General features: G+C 70.0%; 15 protein-coding genes and 1 pseudogene. 5 read left to right on the top strand and 11 right to left on the bottom strand.

The annotated features are described in order from the left end of the window. The first annotated feature begins 144 nt into the window (after positions 1 to 144). The gene (locus A5696_RS28925; protein ID WP_067881748.1) at positions 145 to 1,278 is read left to right on the top strand and encodes a PE family protein; all 1,134 of its coding nucleotides are present in this window, start codon (positions 145 to 147) and stop codon (positions 1,276 to 1,278) included. Between the two features lie 64 nt (positions 1,279 to 1,342). Here the strand turns inward: A5696_RS28925 and A5696_RS17690 are convergent, their stop codons facing one another. Further along, positions 1,343 to 2,020 carry a class I SAM-dependent methyltransferase gene (locus tag A5696_RS17690; protein WP_067881745.1) on the bottom strand — a complete coding sequence of 226 codons (678 nt, stop codon included), beginning with the start codon at positions 2,018 to 2,020 and terminating at the stop codon, positions 1,343 to 1,345. 8 nt (positions 2,021 to 2,028) lie between these two features. Continuing rightward, positions 2,029 to 3,510, bottom strand: a complete 1,482-nt coding sequence (locus A5696_RS17685) for a glutamate-cysteine ligase family protein (protein WP_067881742.1) — start codon at positions 3,508 to 3,510, stop codon at positions 2,029 to 2,031. A 122-nt stretch (positions 3,511 to 3,632) separates the two neighbouring features. Between A5696_RS17685 and glpK the strand changes: the two genes are divergently transcribed. After that, positions 3,633 to 5,159, top strand: a complete 1,527-nt coding sequence (gene glpK / locus A5696_RS17680; RefSeq protein WP_067881739.1) for a glycerol kinase GlpK — start codon at positions 3,633 to 3,635, stop codon at positions 5,157 to 5,159. 81 nt (positions 5,160 to 5,240) lie between these two features. Here the strand turns inward: glpK and A5696_RS17675 are convergent, their stop codons facing one another. Then, a complete protein-coding gene (locus A5696_RS17675) occupies positions 5,241 to 5,954 on the bottom strand; it encodes a PadR family transcriptional regulator (RefSeq protein WP_067881735.1) in 714 nt (237 codons plus the stop codon). 204 nt (positions 5,955 to 6,158) lie between these two features. Between A5696_RS17675 and A5696_RS17670 the strand changes: the two genes are divergently transcribed. After that, the gene (locus A5696_RS17670) at positions 6,159 to 6,548 is read left to right on the top strand and encodes a hypothetical protein (protein WP_067881732.1); all 390 of its coding nucleotides are present in this window, start codon (positions 6,159 to 6,161) and stop codon (positions 6,546 to 6,548) included. Between the two features lie 22 nt (positions 6,549 to 6,570). On the opposite strand, the gene A5696_RS17665 is transcribed toward A5696_RS17670, so the two are convergent. Next, on the bottom strand, positions 6,571 to 7,452 hold the full coding sequence (locus A5696_RS17665; protein WP_067881730.1) for an RDD family protein: 882 nt from the start codon (positions 7,450 to 7,452) through the stop codon (positions 6,571 to 6,573). Positions 7,453 to 7,488: 36 nt separating this feature from the next. Here A5696_RS17665 and A5696_RS17660 point away from each other — a divergent pair, with 36 nt between their 5' ends. Then, the gene (locus tag A5696_RS17660; protein ID WP_067881721.1) at positions 7,489 to 8,481 is read left to right on the top strand and encodes a stage II sporulation protein M; all 993 of its coding nucleotides are present in this window, start codon (positions 7,489 to 7,491) and stop codon (positions 8,479 to 8,481) included. A gap of 16 nt (positions 8,482 to 8,497) precedes the next feature. On the opposite strand, the gene A5696_RS17655 is transcribed toward A5696_RS17660, so the two are convergent. Genes A5696_RS17655 through A5696_RS17635 form a run of 5 tightly spaced genes read right to left on the bottom strand, consistent with a single transcriptional unit; the run spans position 8,498 to position 14,064 of the window. Continuing rightward, on the bottom strand, positions 8,498 to 9,820 hold the full coding sequence (locus tag A5696_RS17655) for a DUF58 domain-containing protein (protein ID WP_067881718.1): 1,323 nt from the start codon (positions 9,818 to 9,820) through the stop codon (positions 8,498 to 8,500). After that, positions 9,821 to 10,891: a MoxR family ATPase gene (locus tag A5696_RS17650; RefSeq protein ID WP_156738463.1), complete on the bottom strand. Its 1,071-nt coding sequence runs from the start codon at positions 10,889 to 10,891 to the stop codon at positions 9,821 to 9,823. After that, entirely contained in the window at positions 10,888 to 12,060 is a 1,173-nt protein-coding gene (locus tag A5696_RS17645) for a DUF4350 domain-containing protein (RefSeq protein WP_067881715.1), read from the bottom strand. The genes A5696_RS17650 and A5696_RS17645 overlap by 4 nt, the downstream gene beginning before the upstream one ends. After that, the gene (locus tag A5696_RS17640) at positions 12,042 to 12,695 is read right to left on the bottom strand and encodes a DUF4129 domain-containing protein (protein ID WP_067881712.1); all 654 of its coding nucleotides are present in this window, start codon (positions 12,693 to 12,695) and stop codon (positions 12,042 to 12,044) included. Before A5696_RS17640 ends, A5696_RS17645 begins: the two co-directional genes overlap by 19 nt. A gap of 13 nt (positions 12,696 to 12,708) precedes the next feature. Beyond that, positions 12,709 to 14,064 (bottom strand): hypothetical protein, encoded by a 1,356-nt coding sequence (locus tag A5696_RS17635; protein WP_197517008.1) that lies wholly within the window; start codon positions 14,062 to 14,064, stop codon positions 12,709 to 12,711. On the opposite strand from A5696_RS17635, the gene A5696_RS17630 reads away from it, so the two are divergent. Further along, positions 14,063 to 14,527: a GatB/YqeY domain-containing protein gene (locus tag A5696_RS17630; RefSeq protein ID WP_067881707.1), complete on the top strand. Its 465-nt coding sequence runs from the start codon at positions 14,063 to 14,065 to the stop codon at positions 14,525 to 14,527. The two genes, A5696_RS17635 and A5696_RS17630, sit on opposite strands and share 2 nt — an antisense overlap. A gap of 21 nt (positions 14,528 to 14,548) precedes the next feature. Here A5696_RS17630 and A5696_RS17625 read toward each other — a convergent pair whose 3' ends face one another. Together A5696_RS17625 and A5696_RS17620 are read right to left on the bottom strand one after the other, a co-directional pair. Then, positions 14,549 to 16,243 carry a selenocysteine-specific translation elongation factor gene (locus A5696_RS17625; protein ID WP_067881704.1) on the bottom strand — a complete coding sequence of 565 codons (1,695 nt, stop codon included), beginning with the start codon at positions 16,241 to 16,243 and terminating at the stop codon, positions 14,549 to 14,551. Next, a pseudogene (locus A5696_RS17620) lies at positions 16,231 to 16,610 on the bottom strand (L-seryl-tRNA(Sec) selenium transferase); the annotation flags it as partial. The pseudogene A5696_RS17620 and the gene A5696_RS17625, both read right to left, overlap by 13 nt.

Here is a 16,610-nt window from a genome sequence, read left to right as displayed (position 1 = left end):
GTGCGACATTAACTTCTTTGTCGCCACCGCAGACCACCGCGTCGTTGGCGAATAGCTCAGCACGAACCGGTGCTCGGCTTGGTGAGCACATGTCTAATTTCGGGTGACCGCCGGTCACCCTCCTAGTGGACCCAGGAGGTCAACATGTCGTTTGTGGTTGCAACGCCGGATCTGGTCCAGGGTGCGGCTGAGGATTTGGCGGGTGTGCGTTCGTCGCTGGCCGAGGCCGCGGCCGCCGCGGCGGGCCCGACGACGGGAATAGCGGCAGCGGCTCAGGACGAGGTATCGGTCGCGATCTCTGCGATATTCGGCAAGTGGGGCCAGGAATTTCAAGCTCTCACCGCGCAAGCGCAGGCGTTCCACCAGCAGTTCGTGTCCTTGATGAACGCGGGCGCGGGCGCCTACGTGGCCGCCGAGGCGACCAACGCCGCACAGGTCGCCGAGCAGGTGGCCGGCGGCGGGCAGGCGGCCGCCGCGGCCGCAGCCACCCAGGACTTCAATCTGCTCGACGGCATTCTCGACATCAAGACCGGGCCGCTGGGTACCTTGATCACGATCGGCACGCCCAGGTTCGCAATACCGCCCGTCAGCGTTCCTGGAATAAACCTCTCGGCTTTCGGCCTGCCCCCGATATCCATTCCGTCGATAAACATTCCGCCTTTCACGACGCCTCCCATCGGTGTGGGTGCATTCAGCCTGCCGCAGATAACCACTTCCGCCATAGCTGTGCCGCCGATAACCCTGCCGGCGATAACGGTGCCTGGCTTCAGTCTGCCCGCGATCCAAGTTCCCGGCATTGGCCTGCCTGCGGTCACCGTTCCGCAAATCAATTTCCCGCAGATACAATTCCCCGATTTGTTTGTCGGCGGGAACAATCAAACAATCGTCACGGTGAATTCCGGAGTCCTCGGTCTCGTCAGTGTCAACCTGCAGTCGTTCGACATAGTGTCGTCGCTCGGCCTGAATACGCCAGGGTTCATCAAGGGATTCACCATCCCCTCCATTGGCCTCGGCGCATTCACCATCCCCCCGATCGGCCTTTCCGGGTTCACGATTCCGGCCATCGGCCTTTCGGGTTTCACCATCCCGCCCGTCACCATCCCGCCCATCAATTTGAGCGCCTTCACCCTGCCGCCGATCAGCGAGCCCGGATTCACCACGCCGCCGTTGACCATCCCGACCGTCGGCATCGGCGGCTTCAGCCTGCCCAACATCTTCATCCCCAGCATCACCATCGAATCCGTGCCGCTCGCCCAGTTCGCGATCCCGCCACTGTGACCGGCTAGTTCAGCACGCTGGGCGGGGGCGCCGCCGGGTAACGGCTACCCGACGCCCGAAGGTTTCAGCCGGCCTTGTGCGCCGTGAGCAGATAGGCCGGCAGCTTCATCCGGCCCTTCTCGTCGTGGTCGTGTGGCGGGAATTCGAAAGGGGCGCCCGGGATCTGGGGAATGTTCGCGTGGATGTAAGCGGGCCGGATCTCGTCGATCGCCCAGTACTTGCTCACTGCGGCGCCCAACTCCTCCTCGTCGACCTCGTTGGGCTTCGGCTCCATCTCGGCTGGGAAGGCGCCCTTGGCGAACACCAGCACGAAATAGCCGGCCCCCGGCGCCGCCGCCCGGTGGATCGAGCTCAGGTAGCCGTCGCGGCCCTCCACGGGCAGCGAGTGGAAAAGTGTGCTGTCAACGATCGTATTGAACCGGTCGTCATACCCGGTGAATGAGGTGATGTCGGCCTGCACGAAGCTGGCGGTGGTCAGGCCGCGTTCTTGTGCCGCCCGAGTGGCCGCCGCCACGGCGGTCGGGGTGAGGTCGATGCCGACCACGGTGTAGCCCTGCGCCGCCAGCGCCAGCGACAGCTCGGCGAACCCGCATCCGGCGTCCAGCACGTCGCTGCGAAACTTGCCGGCCGCGATCAGCGCCGCCAATTCCGGTTGCGGCTCACCGATGTTCCACGGTGGCGGGCCTTCGAATTCCCCCTCTTCGCGGTAGGCACCGTCCCAGTCCATGATGTCGGACGACATGGTTCCCCCTAGCGTTCCTCTAGATCCCAGGTGTGCACCGGCTCGTTGGCGTGCATGTGCTCGCAATACCGTCGCAGCATCTCGGCCAGGGCCGCGGGCCGGCTCATACCGCCGTCCTCCAGCCTACGCACGGTGGACACCTGCCAGGTCGCCCCGTTGCGGCCGGCGCGGGCGCGGCCCTCGATCACGCCGAGGAAGCGGTCGCGCACCTCGGCGTCCACGCCCCAGCGGCGCAACCCGTCGTCGGCGATCGGCAGCAGCGTGTCGAGGACCAGTTCGCGGGCCGTCACCTTGCCCACCCCGGGCCAGAGCAACTCCGCGTCGATGCCGTTGCGGGCCGCCTCGAGGAAATTCGCCCGTGCCACATGGAAACCCATCCTGGTCCACAGCGGGTTCTCGTCTTCGGCCAGGCCGCGCAGCACCCCGTAGTAGAAGGCGGCATTGCCGAGCATGTCGACGACCGTCGGCCCGGCCGGCAGCACCCGGTTCTCCAGCCGCAGGTGCGGGCTCCCGTCGACCACGTCGTACACCGGCCGGTTCCACCGGTACACGGTGCCGTTGTGCAGGCGCAATTCGGCGAGACGCGGGGTGCGCCCGGCGGCGAGCTCGGCGACGGGGTCTTCGTCCGACACCTCGGGCAGCAGGGACGGGAAGTACTCGACGTTCTCGTGGTACAGGTCGAGCACGGAGGTGATCCATCGCTCACCGAACCACACGCGGGGTCGCACGCCCTGCGCCTTCAATTCCTCCGGCCGGGTGTCGGTGGACTGCGAGAACAATTCGATGCGGGTCTCCGACCACAGCTGATGGCCGAAGAAATAGGGGGAGTTGGCCGCCATGGCCAGCTGCGCTCCGGCCAGCACCTGAGCCGCGTTCCAGCTGGCCGCGAATTCCTCAGGAGCCAGCTGCAAGTGCAATTGCATGCTGGTGCAAGCGGATTCGGGCGCAATGGTCGCGGCGCGCCAGCTCAGCGGCTCCGGACCGGAGATGTTGATCGGGATGTCCTCGCCGCGGGCGGAAAAGATCGAATCGTTGAGCGCGGCGTACCGCATCGACTCGCTCATCCAGTTGTCGCTGAGATGCTCCGGCATCAGTGTGGGCAGGATGCCGATCATCACGATGTGGGCGCCTCCGGAGTTGGCCTTGAGCTCGGCGTCGTTGAGGCTGGCCCGCACCTCGGCCTCCAGTTCCAAGCCGGTGTGTCCGGGCAAAGGCCGCGGCGGCACGTTGAATTCGATGTTGTAGGCGCCCAATTCGGTCTGGTACGCCGGATCCGCGATGGCGTCCAGCACGACACGATTCGACATCGCCGGCTGGTAGTCGGCGTCGACGAGATTGCACTCGATTTCCATGCCGGTGAGCGGCCGGTCCGCGTCGAAGCGCGATTGCGCGAGCATCGTCTCGAAGACGTTCAGGCACAACCGCACCTTGCGCCGGTATTCCTCGCGCTGTGCGCGGTCGTACGTGGTGCGCTTGACCTCTTCGCCCACACCGCCGATGGAACAGGTTTACCGGCCCTAACGCAAGGCCGACAGGCTGACCTGTGCGGACGGTCGCCGGTCGGGTAGACCATCATGGACGTGGACGTGTCGCTTGGGTGGAGGAGAGCTAGTTGGCCGGGTCCGCTGAATTCGTAGCCGCCATCGATCAGGGCACCACGAGCACCCGGTGCATGATCTTCGATCACGACGGCGCCGAAGTGGCCCGCCATCAACTCGAGCACGAGCAGCTCATGCCCCGCGCCGGCTGGGTCGAGCACGACCCGGTGGAGATCTGGGAGCGGACGTCGTCGGTGCTGATGTCGGTGTTGAACCGGGCCAACCTGTCTTCTAAGGACCTTTCGGCCCTGGGAATTACGAATCAGCGGGAGACGACGCTGGTGTGGAACCGGCGCACCGGACGGCCGTATTACAACGCGATCGTCTGGCAGGACACCCGCACCGACCGGATCGCGTCGGCGCTGGAGCGAGACGGCCGCGGCGAGGTGATCCGGCGGAAGGCAGGGCTGCCGCCGGCCACTTATTTCTCGGGCGGCAAGCTGCAATGGATCCTGGAAAACGTCGACGGGGTCCGCGAGGCCGCCGAATCCGGCGACGCCCTGTTCGGCACCGCCGACACGTGGGTGCTGTGGAATCTGACCGGAGGTCCGCGGGGCGGCGTGCACGTCACCGACGTCACCAACGCCAGCCGCACGATGCTGATGAACCTCGAGACGCTGGACTGGGACGACGAGCTGTTGTCGTTCTTCTCCATCCCACGCGCGATGCTGCCGGCGATCGCGCCGTCGTCGCCGCTGCAGCCCTACGGCGTCACGCTGGAGACCGGACCTGTGGGCGGCGAGGTGGCGATCACCGGTGTCCTGGGCGACCAGCATGCGGCGATGGTCGGTCAGGTGTGCCTGGCCGAGGGGGAGGCTAAAAACACCTACGGCACGGGAAATTTCCTGCTGCTCGACACCGGTGAGACGATCGTGCGGTCGAACAACGGTCTGTTGACCACAGTCTGCTACCAGTTCGGTGACGCCAAACCCGTTTACGCGCTCGAGGGTTCGATCGCGGTCACCGGTTCGGCGGTGCAGTGGCTGCGCGATCAGCTGGGCATCATCAGCGGTGCCGCACAGAGCGAATCGCTGGCTCGCCAGGTTCCCGACAACGGCGGGGTGTATTTCGTGCCGGCGTTTTCCGGGCTGTTCGCCCCCTACTGGCGATCGGATGCCCGCGGCGCGATCGTGGGGCTGTCGCGGTTCAACAGCAACGCGCATGTCGCTCGCGCGACGCTGGAGGCGATCTGCTACCAGAGCCGCGACGTGGTGGATGCGATGAAGGCCGATTCCGGTGTGGCCCTTGAGGTTTTGAAGGTCGACGGCGGCGTCACGGGCAACGATTTGTGCATGCAGATCCAGGCGGACGTGCTGGGCGTGGACGTGGTGCGGCCGGTGGTCGCCGAGACCACCGCGCTCGGCGCCGCGTACGCGGCGGGGCTGGCGGTCGGGTTCTGGGCGGATCCGTCCGACCTGCGGGCCAACTGGCAGGAGGACAAGCGCTGGACCCCGACGTGGGATGACGACCAGCGCACCGCGGGGTATGCGGGGTGGCGAAAGGCCGTGCAGCGAACCCTGGACTGGGTCGACGTGAGCTAGCTGTTGGCCGCGAGCGTGCGCGTCTGCGCGGCGACACGCCGTGTGTGCCGTCATTCCGCGCACGCTCGCGGCCGATAGAGGTCAGTCCTCGCCCAGGATGCCGTAGACCTCGCGGCGGGCATTGTTGAGGATCTCGACGATGCGCTGCTGCTGCTCGGCGGTGGCGGTGTGCGCGGATTGCGCGACCGCGCCGAACAACTGGCCGATCGCCGCTCGCAGGTTGACCTGGCCGGGGTCGGCGCCCTCGGCGATCTCCTCCCACGGTGGGGTCTCGATCTTCTCGGCCGCCGCGCGGCCCTCGTCGGTCAGCGTGAAAAGCTTTTTGCTGCCGTCGGTTTCGCTTGCGGTGATGAGGCCTTCGTCGTCCAGCAACTGCAGCGTCGGGTACACCGACCCGGGGCTGGGCCGCCAGATGCCGTTGCTGCGCTCGGCGAGCTGCTGGATCATTTCGTAGCCGTGCATCGGCCGCTCGGTCAGCAGCGCCAGGATGGCCGCTCGCACGTCACCGCGGCGTCCGCGACCGCGGCCGCCACGACGCCACCCGCCGCGCCGGCCGCCCGGGCCGAAGCCGAACCCGGGGCCGAAACCCGGCCCGAAGCCCGGGCCGAATCCCGGGCCGAAGCCGGGGCCGAACTGGTCGCCGGCGTGGTCGCGGAGGTGTTCACGGAATTCCCGGCGGGCCTGACGCCGGGCGTCGTGCAGGGCGCGCCGGTCCACCGGGCCGGGGGCGAAACCGAATCCGAAACCGGGCCGGCCGGCGAATGGTCCCTCGGGGGGAGTGAAGGGGTTGGTCATTGTTTGTGGTCCTTACGTAGTGGGGAAACGCACCGGTCGTGCGCTTACGGATTATCACGATATATCGTAAACTAACGCGATGCAACAGGATATTCCGACTCCGCGAAAATCGCCGGTTACCGCGGGCTGACCTGCCCAAACGGCGATCTAGCCGGGCGCAACGGCGCGGTTTGCATCCGCAGAACCGCGGGTAGGAACTGTGGGATGGACGCAAACAACAACCTGACCGTCGGCGCAGGAGCCCGGAGCGGGGCCGATCCCGCGCGGGGCGACGCCGGCCGCGGCCGCAACGCGTGGCCCTGGGTCAACTGGGCGCTGGCGCTCGCGACGGTGCCCGCCGCGGCCATCGTCATGCTGTTCGCGCTCGGCGCGGTGATGAGCACCGACGGATGCAGCGACCACAATTGCCCCAACCTGGGTCGCGGCGGCATCGATTTCGGCGTCGCGTTCTACGGCGCACCCGTGGTGGCTTTCGTCGTTCTTGTTGTCTCGTTCTTCACCGCAAAGCGTCGCGGCGGCATCGCGGTTCCGCTGGTCGGCTGGGCGCTGTTGGTCCTCGACGTCGCCCTGATGGCGGCGGCCGTCTCTGGCTAGGCCGGCTTCGCCGCGCTACGGCTCAGACCGGCGGCGAAAAGCCGCCGGTCGCCGGTCCCGCCTGCGGGCGCGCCGCCTCCGGCTGGTGTGGCGGCGCGGGCGCCGGTGGCGCGGTCGGCCAAGGGGGCGGACCCGGCGCCGGCCAGGGTCCGGCGGGAGGCATTGCCGGGCGGAGCCGCGCCAGCTCACGGCGATGTCGCTCGGCGAGCACGGCGGCGAGCACCAGCTCCGGCGGGGCGCCGGGAGGCGGTGGCGGAGCGATCCGCGAAACGACGTCACCCGCGACTCGGTACGCCATCTGTTGACGTAGATGGCGGTCGAGTTGCGGTGCGCGGGAAAGGAATTGGCGCGCAACCTCCGCCCGGCCGGCGTCCAGGCCGGACAACTGCAGCGAGGAAGCCCACCACGCCAGCGGTGGCGGCATCACCGGCGGTGGATCGGATCGCGGCCCGCGTTCGCTGATCACCACCGTGCCGGCGAAGATGTCGCCGATGCGCTTTGCCTTCGGCGACAAGATGCTGCAGATGACGGCGGGACTCCCCGCGAGCATCCAGATCTCGACCACCGAGGCCAGCGCGCGAAACAGCGCCTGCCGGAAGCGTTCCGGGCCTCCGTCGTCGGACACCACTCGCAGGCCCATCACCATCTTGCCGACCGAGCGCCCCCGCGAGGCGGTTTCGAACACCAACGGATACCCGACGATCACCAGCACCGTGAAGATGAGCAGGATGGCGGCGCTCAGCGCGCTGTCGAACTGGGTGAGGGTGGCCGCCCACAACATCAGGCCGAGCAGATAACCGACAAAGATCACCGCGATGTCGATCAGTGCGCCCACCGCCCGCACCGGCAACTGGGCGATCTGCACATCGAGCACCACGGCGTCCCCGGTCACCACCTCCGACATAACACCGAACGGTACAGGCCGATTAGGCTGCGCAGGGTGGACGTCGACGCATTCGTGCTGACCCATCGCGGAACGTGGGACCGGCTCGACCAATTGGTCAAGAGGCGGCGGTCCCTGAGCGGTGCCGAGGTCGACGAACTCGTCGAGCTCTACCAGCGGGTGTCCACGCACCTCTCGATGCTGCGGTCGGCGTCGTCGGACTCGCTGCTGATCGGCCGGCTCTCCAGCCTGGTCGCGCGCGCCCGCTCCGCGGTGACCGGCGCGCACGCGCCGCTGAGCAGCACGTTCGCCCGGTTTTGGACGGTCTCGTTTCCGGTGGTCGCGTACCGCACGTGGCGGTGGTGGGCCGGCACGGCGGTGGCCTTCTTCGCCGTCGTGGTGGTCATCGCAATCTGGGTGGCCGTCAATCCGGAGGTGCAGTCCGCCCTCGGAACACCAAGCGACATAGACGAATTGGTCAATCACGATGTGGCGTCGTATTACAGCGAACACCCCGCCGCGGCGTTCGCATTGCAGGTGTGGACCAACAACTCCTGGGTATCGGCGCAATGCATCGCGATGTCGGTCGTGTTGGGGCTGCCGATCCCGCTCATCCTGTTCAACAACGCCGCCAACCTGGGGCTGATCGCGGGGCTGATGTTCCAGGCCGGCAAGGGCGGCATCCTGTTGGGGCTGTTGGCCCCGCACGGACTGCTGGAGCTGACGGCGGTATTCCTGGCGGGGGCAACGGGGATGCGGTTGGGCTGGTCGGTGATTTCGCCCGGGGACCGGCCGCGCGGGCAGGTGCTCGCCGAACGGGGCCGCGGCGTGGTCTCGGTCGCCGTCGGCCTGGCGGTGGTGTTGCTGGTCTCGGGGTTGATCGAAGCGTTGGTGACGCCGTCCCCGTTGCCGACGTTCGTGCGGGTGGGCGTCGGCGTCATCGCCGAGGCGGCATTCCTGTCGTACATCGTGTATTTCGGTCGCCGGGCGGCCCGGGCCGGTGAGACCGGCGACGTGGAAGACGCGCCCGACGTCGTGCCGACCGGGTAGCCAACCCAACCGAAAGCTAAAGCCGGCCGGTGGCTTTCATCGCCAGGTAGTGGTCGGCAAGGGTGGGCGCGATCTCGGTGGGCGGGGCGTCGACGACGTCCACCCCGCCGTGGCGCAGCCGCGTCGCGATCGCGCGCCGATCGTTGCGGGAGCGTTCGGCGGCCGCCGCGTCGTAGACGGCCGCCGCGTCCGCGCGCCCCGCCGCCATCTGGTCGACGCGCGGATCGCCGACGGCGGCGATCATCACGTGATGTTTGGCCGACAGCCGGGGCAGCACCGGCACCAGGCCCTCGTCCAGGGCGGTCGCGTTGAGGTCGGTCAGCAGCACCACCAGCGAACGGCGCCTGGTGCGCCGCAGAACGGCGGCAACCATTGCCCGCCAATCGGGTTCGAGCAGCGCCGGCTGCAGCGGGGCCATGGCATCGACCAGTTGGGCGAGCAGTTCGGTGCGCGACGCGCCGAACACACCGGCGCGGCTCACCCGGTCGTGGGCGAGGAAGTCGACGTGATCACCGGCCCGCGACGCGAGCGCCGCCAGCAGCAGCGCGGCGTCCATCGCCCAGTCCAGCCGGGGCCAGCCGGCCGGGTCGGTGGCCGTCGGGTCGACCCCGACGCGGCCCGCCGCCGTGCGCCCGGTGTCGAGCACGATGACCACGCGCCGGTCGCGTTCCGGCCGCCAGGTGCGAACGACGACGTCTGCGCGCCGCGCGGTCGCTCGCCAGTCGATCGAGCGCACGTCGTCGCCGACGACATACTCGCGCAGGGAATCGAATTCGGTTCCCTGACCGCGTATCAGGGTGGGCAAGAGGCCGTCGATCTCCCGCAGTTTGGCCAGCCGCGACGGCAGGTGCTTGCGCGACAAGAACGGCGGCAGCACCCGCACCTGCCCGGGCACCGACTGCGAACCCTGCCGTCCGGCCAGGCCCAGCGGCCCGATCGATCGGGCGGTGACCCGGGCCGCGCGCTGATCGCCGCGGCGAACCGGTCGCAGCCGGGTCTGCACGCGCCGGTGTTCCCCGGCGGGGACGTTGAGGGAATGACTGCGCGGTTCGGCCCGCGCGCTGGGCGGCCAGGCGTCGCGCACCTGCCCGCGGAACCGGCGGCGACCGTCGTTGTGAATCACCAGGTCGACGTCCACCTGCTGGGCGAGGCGGGCCGAGCAGTCCGGCGAACGGACGTAGCGCAGCCCGCGGGTGCTGGCCGCCAGCGCCGCGTCGACGACGACCACCGTCGCCAGGGCCGCGAGCAGAATCACGAAAGCCCTTGCGGGCCAGGGTGATGCCGCGATGGGCAGGACGCAGATCAGCGCCACCAACCCGGTACGTCCGGTCACGATCATCTAGCGCGGCACCGGAACCGACGCCAGAATCCCGTCGAGCACGCCGTCGGGCGTGGCCCCTTCGAGCTCGGCCTCCGGGCGCAGCATCACCCGATGCCGCAGCGTCGGGCGGGCCATGGCCTTGACGTCGTCGGGGGTGACGTAGCTGCGGCCGGACAGCCACGCCCAGGAGCGGGCGGTGCCCAGCAGCGCCGTCGCCCCGCGCGGTGACACCCCCAGCTGCAGCGCCGGGGACGAGCGCGTGGCCCCGACGATGTCGACGATGTAGCCCAGCACCTCGTCGGCGACCAGGACCTGTTGCACGGCGTGCCGCCCGGCGGCCAGCTCGGACGGCCCGGCCACCGGCTTGATCGCCGACAGGTCGCGGGGATCGAAGCCGTGCGCGTGCCGGGCCAGGATGGCGATCTCCGCGTCGCGCGCGGGCAGCGTTACGTTCAGCTTGAGCAAAAAGCGATCCAATTGGGCTTCGGGCAGCTGATAGGTGCCCTCGTATTCGATCGGGTTCTGCGTCGCGGCGACGATGAACGGGTCGGGCAGCGGCTTCGCCTCGCCTTCCACGCTGACCTGGCGCTCTTCCATCGCCTCGAGCAGCGCGGCCTGCGTCTTGGGCGGGGTGCGGTTGATCTCGTCGGCCAGCAGCAGGTTGGTGAACACCGGGCCGCGGCGGAATTCGAATGCGGCGGTGCGGGTGTCGTAGACCAGCGAACCCGTCACGTCGCCGGGCATCAGGTCGGGTGTGAACTGCACCCGCTTGAACTCCAGTTGCAGGGCGGCCGCAAGCGACCGCACCAGCAGCGTCTTCGCCACTCCCGGAACACCTTCCAGCAGCACGTGGCCCCGGCAGAGCAGCGCGATCACCAAGCCGCTGACTACGCCCTCCTGCCCGACGACGGCCTTGGCCAGCTCGGTTCGCAACGCCAGCAGCGCCTCGCGCGCCGAATCGGCTTCGGTCCCGGAACGATGCGGCCCCGAAGGGGGGGTACTCCCCTGCGGTGCGGGGACCCCACCCGCTTGCGGGGGAGAGCCGGACGACTCAGGATCAGGCGTCTGGGCGGGAGATGGTTGCGTCACGTGTGTGTGACCTGCCTTTCGATGTCGTCGAGCACACGGGCAAGGTGTAACAGGTCGTGGTCGGTGGCCGGCGGCGGCCCGAACAGGTGGTAGGAGACGAATCCCGCGTCGGCGCCGCAGCGTTGGGCCACGGTGGTCACCACCACCGGCGCGGGCGCACCCGGGCCCAGGCCCAGGCGGGGCAGCAGCCGCTGCACGGTGGCGGTGCGCAAAGCCGCGGCGGCGCGATCCCGTGCCCGCCGGGACCGGTAGAGCCGGGCGCGGCCCTCGACGGTCTCCGACGCGCGGACCACCACGGGCAATTCCTCGGCCACCAGCGGGCCGGGCCGCCGGCCCTTCCACAATGCGACCAGCAGCACGACCAGGCACAGCTGCCAGACGATCCAAATGACGTTCTCCGGGATCAAGTCGAAAACTGATGAGGGCGACGCTGTTTCGCCCTCAACGCGGTGGGGTGCGTACCAGATGAGGCGGGGCCGGTCGCCCGCGAGGTTCATCGCCAGGGCGGCGTTGCCGGACTGCAACAGGCTCCCGTTGGTCATGAAGTCGGTGTTGCCGACCGCCGTGACGGTCCGCCCGTTCTCGCGATACCGGATCAGCACCCCGTCGTAGCAGCTGGTCATCGTCCGCGCATCGGTGGCCTTATAGGTGTCGCTCGGCCCGAACCGAACCGATCCGGCGCGATTCGCCTCGCGCAGAGTGCAATTCGGGTTGCTGTCAAAGGAGATGCTGCCCACCGCCATTCGCACCCCCGGCATCAGCGCTTCGCGGGTTCGCGCCGTCGGTTCCACCAGCAGCAGATCACCGGGGACCTTCGCCAGCCGGTCCAGCAGCGCGGGGTCGGTGAGGAACTGGCTCTGCGCCACCAGGATTTGCGTGCCGGGCCGGGCCGCTTGCTCGACGTCGCCGACGGTGCCGGCGACCACCACCTCGACCCCGCCGTCGCGCAGCAGCGTCACCAGCGCGTGCGCCCCGTCGGGGGAGGTCGATTCCGCATCCATCCGGGCCCCGGGCCGCGGTGCGCTGAGGTAGGCGCCCACGCCGGCGATGACCGCCAGCACCACAATGGTGAGAAGCACCCCGGCCCACGGCCGCCACCGCCGCGCCGCCGACCCGGTCCCGGCTGCCCGAGGGGTCCCGATGCTTGCCGTCACCGGACCTGGGCCCATGCTTCGGTCGCCGCGGGCTGCCCCGCCGTCGCGGGGGCGGCCGGCCCGCGTGACCGCAGGTGGTCGTCGAGGGCCGCGATCATCCGGTAAGCGGCCTCGGTGCCGGGCCGCTCACCGTAGGTCACGTCATTGAAAGCCGTTGCGGCCTCGGATAATTCGCTCGACAGGTGGGGGAGCGCGGCGCCGGCGTCCCGGGCCAGTTCGTTGGCGGTGCGGCCCAGGGCCGGTTCCAGGACGCCGCTCTCCTCGAGCTGACGCGCGACGGCGCGCAGCCGGTGCCGAATCGCGGCCGACCAGTTGCCCTCTGCCGCAAAGCTTTCGGCGGTGGCGCGATGCTGGGCGGCGGTGAGCTGGGCGGCCTCGAACAACCGGTAGTCGCCGCCGCGGTTGGTCCGCATGGTGCGTCGTGCGACGTGGATGGCGACCACCACCGCGACGGCCAACAGGACCAGGAGCACGGTGGTGGTGAACCATCCGCCCGGTATCTTCGCGGTCTTCTCGAGGAGCCGGTACAGCTGCTCGTTGACCCACTCGGCGAATTGGCGGGCCGCGGAGTCCTTGGAATAGATCGGCTTGTTAAGTTCGATCTGCGCGGCCTGATGGGCGGCATCGCGGTCGATGTCGATCGAAGGCACGGTTCGTGGGTCCCTAAACCGGCCGGGTCAGCCAGAGGTTGTCGGTGGACTCGGCCGTGGGAGGCCCGCCGGCGGCCCCGCTCTGCAGCACCAGGTCGAACGCCTCGGCCCGCATGCGGCGGTCGGTGTAGAGCAGCACGATGACACCGGCGTTGAACGGCGCGGTGATGATTTGGCCGATCGCCGAACCCACGGACGCGATCGCGGTGCTCAGCAGGAACGCGCCGGTGGACGGGGTCATGGTCGCCACCAGGATCTCGCCGCCGATGCTGAACGGTGCCGCGACGGCGTTGCCGATGAAGGACGCCACGATGAAGGTCAGCGTCCGGATCCCCAGCACCCGCCAGAAGCCGTTGCGGACCAGCGCGAACGATCTGGCGATCGCCTCGAAGACGGGCAGCCTTTCGAGGACGATCAGTACGGGCGCGAACAACACCACGGTGTAGAGGTAGACCAGCAAAGCGATCGTCACGAGCACCATCGGCAGGCCCAACAGCACCGCCGGCCCCGGGCCGCCGGCCACGGCCAACAGCGCGATCACCACCGCCACCAGCCCGAAAAGCGCCGCCACCACGGCGGCTTCGAGCAGCGCCAGCCCGAGCAGCGGCAACAGCCGGCCCCGGATCTTGGCCCAGGTCTCGCCGATGGTGATCGGGGAGCCGAACACCGCGCGCCCCACGATGACGGTCAGCATGCCGGACAGCAGCATGCCGCCCAGCCAGGTGACCAGCATCCCGGCGGCCATCGACGCCATCCAGGCGCCCACGATCCCGCCGCTCAGCTCGTTCGAGCGCGCGATCGTGATCCGGCCGTACGCGGCCAACGGGCCGAACGTGGCGACCAGCGAGATCAGCTGCATGACCACGACCACCATCGCGGTCAGCCCCAGCGTCGCCTTGGGGTTGGCGCGGACGTAGCCGACCGCGCCGTTGAAGATGTCGCTGAGCGTCAGGGGGCGCAGCGGGATGATTCCGGGTTTGATCGCGCCGGGAGCGAATTGCGGCGGACTGTATGGCGGCGCGTACCCCGGCGCCGGACCGTATCCGTATGCCGGGCCGTATCCCGGTGCCGGCCCGTATCCCGGTGGTGGACCGTAGCCGTATGTCGGGCCGTAGCCGGGTGGCGGGCCGTAGCCGGGTGGTGGACCGTAGCCCGGTGGCGGGCCGTAGCCGGGCGGCGCGTACGCCCCGGGCGGGGGAACAACCGGATAACCAGGCGGCGACGCGTTCACCGTGGGCGGCGGCCTTTGAAACCAGGCCTGAAATCTGCCCTGCGGCCGGGCGCGTCGTTGGTCATGGGCTCCATCCTGTCGGCGGTCCGGGCATTTCACAATCTTGACCGACGCGCCGGCGCGTAGGGTCCCAGGCATGGCGGAACTCAAATCCCGGCTGCGGACCGACCTGACCCAGGCGATGAAGGCGCAGGACAAGTTGCGAACGGCAACCCTGCGCATGCTGCTGGCCGCGATCCAGACCGAGGAGGTCTCCGGCAAGCAGGCCCGCGAGCTCTCCGACGACGAAGTCCTCAAGGTGCTGGCCAGGGAATCGCGGAAGCGCGGCGAGGCGGCCGAGATCTACACCCAAAACGGTCGCGGTGAGCTTGCGGCGAACGAGCACGCCGAGGCGCGGATCATCGACGAGTACCTGCCCACGCCGCTCACCGAGGCCGAGCTCGCCGACGTCGCCGACACCGCGATCGCACAGGTCGCCGAGGAGATCGGCGAGCGGCCGGGGATGAAGCAGATGGGACTGGTGATGAAGGCGGCCACCGCGATCGCGGCCGGAAAGGCCGACGGCGCGCGGTTGTCGGCGGCGGTCAGGGAGCGGCTGTAGCGCGGCCCGCTGGCCGAGTGATCAGACGACCGTGCGGTTGCCGTCGCCCCCGCGCCGCGTCACCCGTCGCGCGTCGAGCTGCTCGAGCAACGGCACGGCGACCCGCCGGGTAGTGCCCAGCGCGCGGCGCGCCTCGCTCACGGTGAACGGCTGCACCAGCTGAGCGAGGATCCCGGCGGCGCGATCGAACGCGTCGGGCCCGAGCACGATGCCGTCGGCGACCCGGGTCAGCCGCCCGGCTCGGACCGCCGCGGCCAGCTCGCGCGGGCCGAGCTTGAGGTCGGCCAGTTCGTCGGCCTCGGGTGCGCGGAAGGGCTCGGCGGCCAGCCACTCCTCGATCGCGCGCACTGCCTTGTCGACGCGGGGCGGGAGGCCGGCGCCCGGCGCGCGGACCAACCCGTCGGCCACCTGTAGCCCGGTGCCGTCGAGCAGCGGCGCCACGAGTTCCGCGGCGGGCAGCCCGGCGCGCTGGCGCAGCGCCTCCAGCGGCATCCCCGCCGCGACGTCGTGCTCGTCGGCCCAGCGCCGCACCGCCGCGGTCGCGAAGTCGCGGCGCGCGGCCCACCACTGCGGGTCCACCACCCAGTCACCCACCCGAAGCCCGGCAAGCGGTAGGCCCATGGCGCGCAGTTCGACCGCCCGCGCGCAGTCGGGCGGACGGGCGCGGCCGGTGGCCAGTTCCGTCGCGCGGTCGCGGGCCGCGCCCCGGCGGCGCAGCCCCGGCGGGCGGACGTCGAGCACTTCGATGCCCGCCGCGATCCGGTGCTCCCCGGGATCGCGCAGCAACCCGACGTCCGAAACCCGCAGCGGCAGTGGCCTCGCCAGCCGCAGCCGGGCCGCACCCGCTCCCAGTCGACGGACCTGCACCGGAACGGCGGCGGATCCGATGTGCAGGACGAGCTGGCGGTGCAAAGCGTCCGCCGACCGCAGGGCGACGTCGATCTCCGCGGTGTCCAGCCAGACGCCCGGCGCCCGAACGGTATCGCCGCGGGCGACGTCGTGGCGGTCCACGCCGCGCAGGTTGAGCGCGACCCGGGCCACCGCGCCGACGGCGGGCTGGTCGCGGCCCAGTGACTGCAGCGCGCGGACGGTGACGCGCCGACCGGCGAGCTCCAGTTCGTCGCCCACCCGGACCGTGCCCGCGGCCAGCGTGCCGGTCACGACCGTGCCGGAACCCCGGACGGTGAAACAACGGTCGACCCACAGCCGGACGTCGGCGCCGGGATCCGGGGGCGGGAGCCGGTCGGTCAGCGCCAGCAATTCGGCGCGCACCCCGACCAGGTCGGTGCCGGGCACGACGGGGGCCCCGGCCAGCGAGGTGGCGGCCAGGCGCTCGGACACCTGAGCGACGGCCGGGCCCGGGTCGGCGAGGTCGGCCTTGCTGATGACGACGAGCCCATGGCGCACCCCGAGGGCGTCCAGCGCGGCGAGATGCTCCTCCGACTGTGGCATCCAACCCTCGGTGGCCGCGACGACGAACACGACCGCCGGAACCGGCCCCAATCCGGCCAGCATGTTGGCCACGAACCGCTCGTGGCCCGGTACGTCGACGAATGCCAGCTGCCGGCCGGCGAGCTCGGTCCAGGCGAAGCCGAGGTCGATGGTCAGGCCGCGGCGCTGCTCCTCGGCCAGCCGGTCCGGCCACATGCCGGTGAGCCGGTGCAGCAGGGTCGACTTGCCGTGGTCGACGTGCCCGGCGGTGGCTAGGACGAACATGCCAGCACCGCCGCCGCCAGCAGCGCGTCGTCCTCCGGCGCCACGGTGCGCAGGTCCAGCAGGCACCGGCCGGACTCGATGCGCCCGACGACCGGCGGGGTGCCGGCGCGCAGCGCCGCGGCGTAGGACTCGGGCAGGCTGACGGCCGCGCTGGGCAGCTCGACGCCCGGCGCCCCGCCGCCGCCCACGGCCGCAACGCATTCCACCGCCACCGCCCCGGGCAACTGGGCGGCAAGAGATTCGGCGCGGGCCCGCAGCCGTGCCGCGTCCGCGGCCAGCGCCTGCTGCACGGGCGGCGGCGGCCCGGTGAGGGTCGCCTCCAGCGCGGCCAGGGTCAGTTTGTCCACGCGCAGGGCGCGCGCCGACG

This window comes from Mycobacterium sp. E2699 (genome assembly GCF_001666745.1).
Lineage (GTDB): Bacteria > Actinomycetota > Actinomycetes > Mycobacteriales > Mycobacteriaceae > Mycobacterium.
This window is presented reverse-complemented; position numbering and strand designations above follow the sequence as displayed.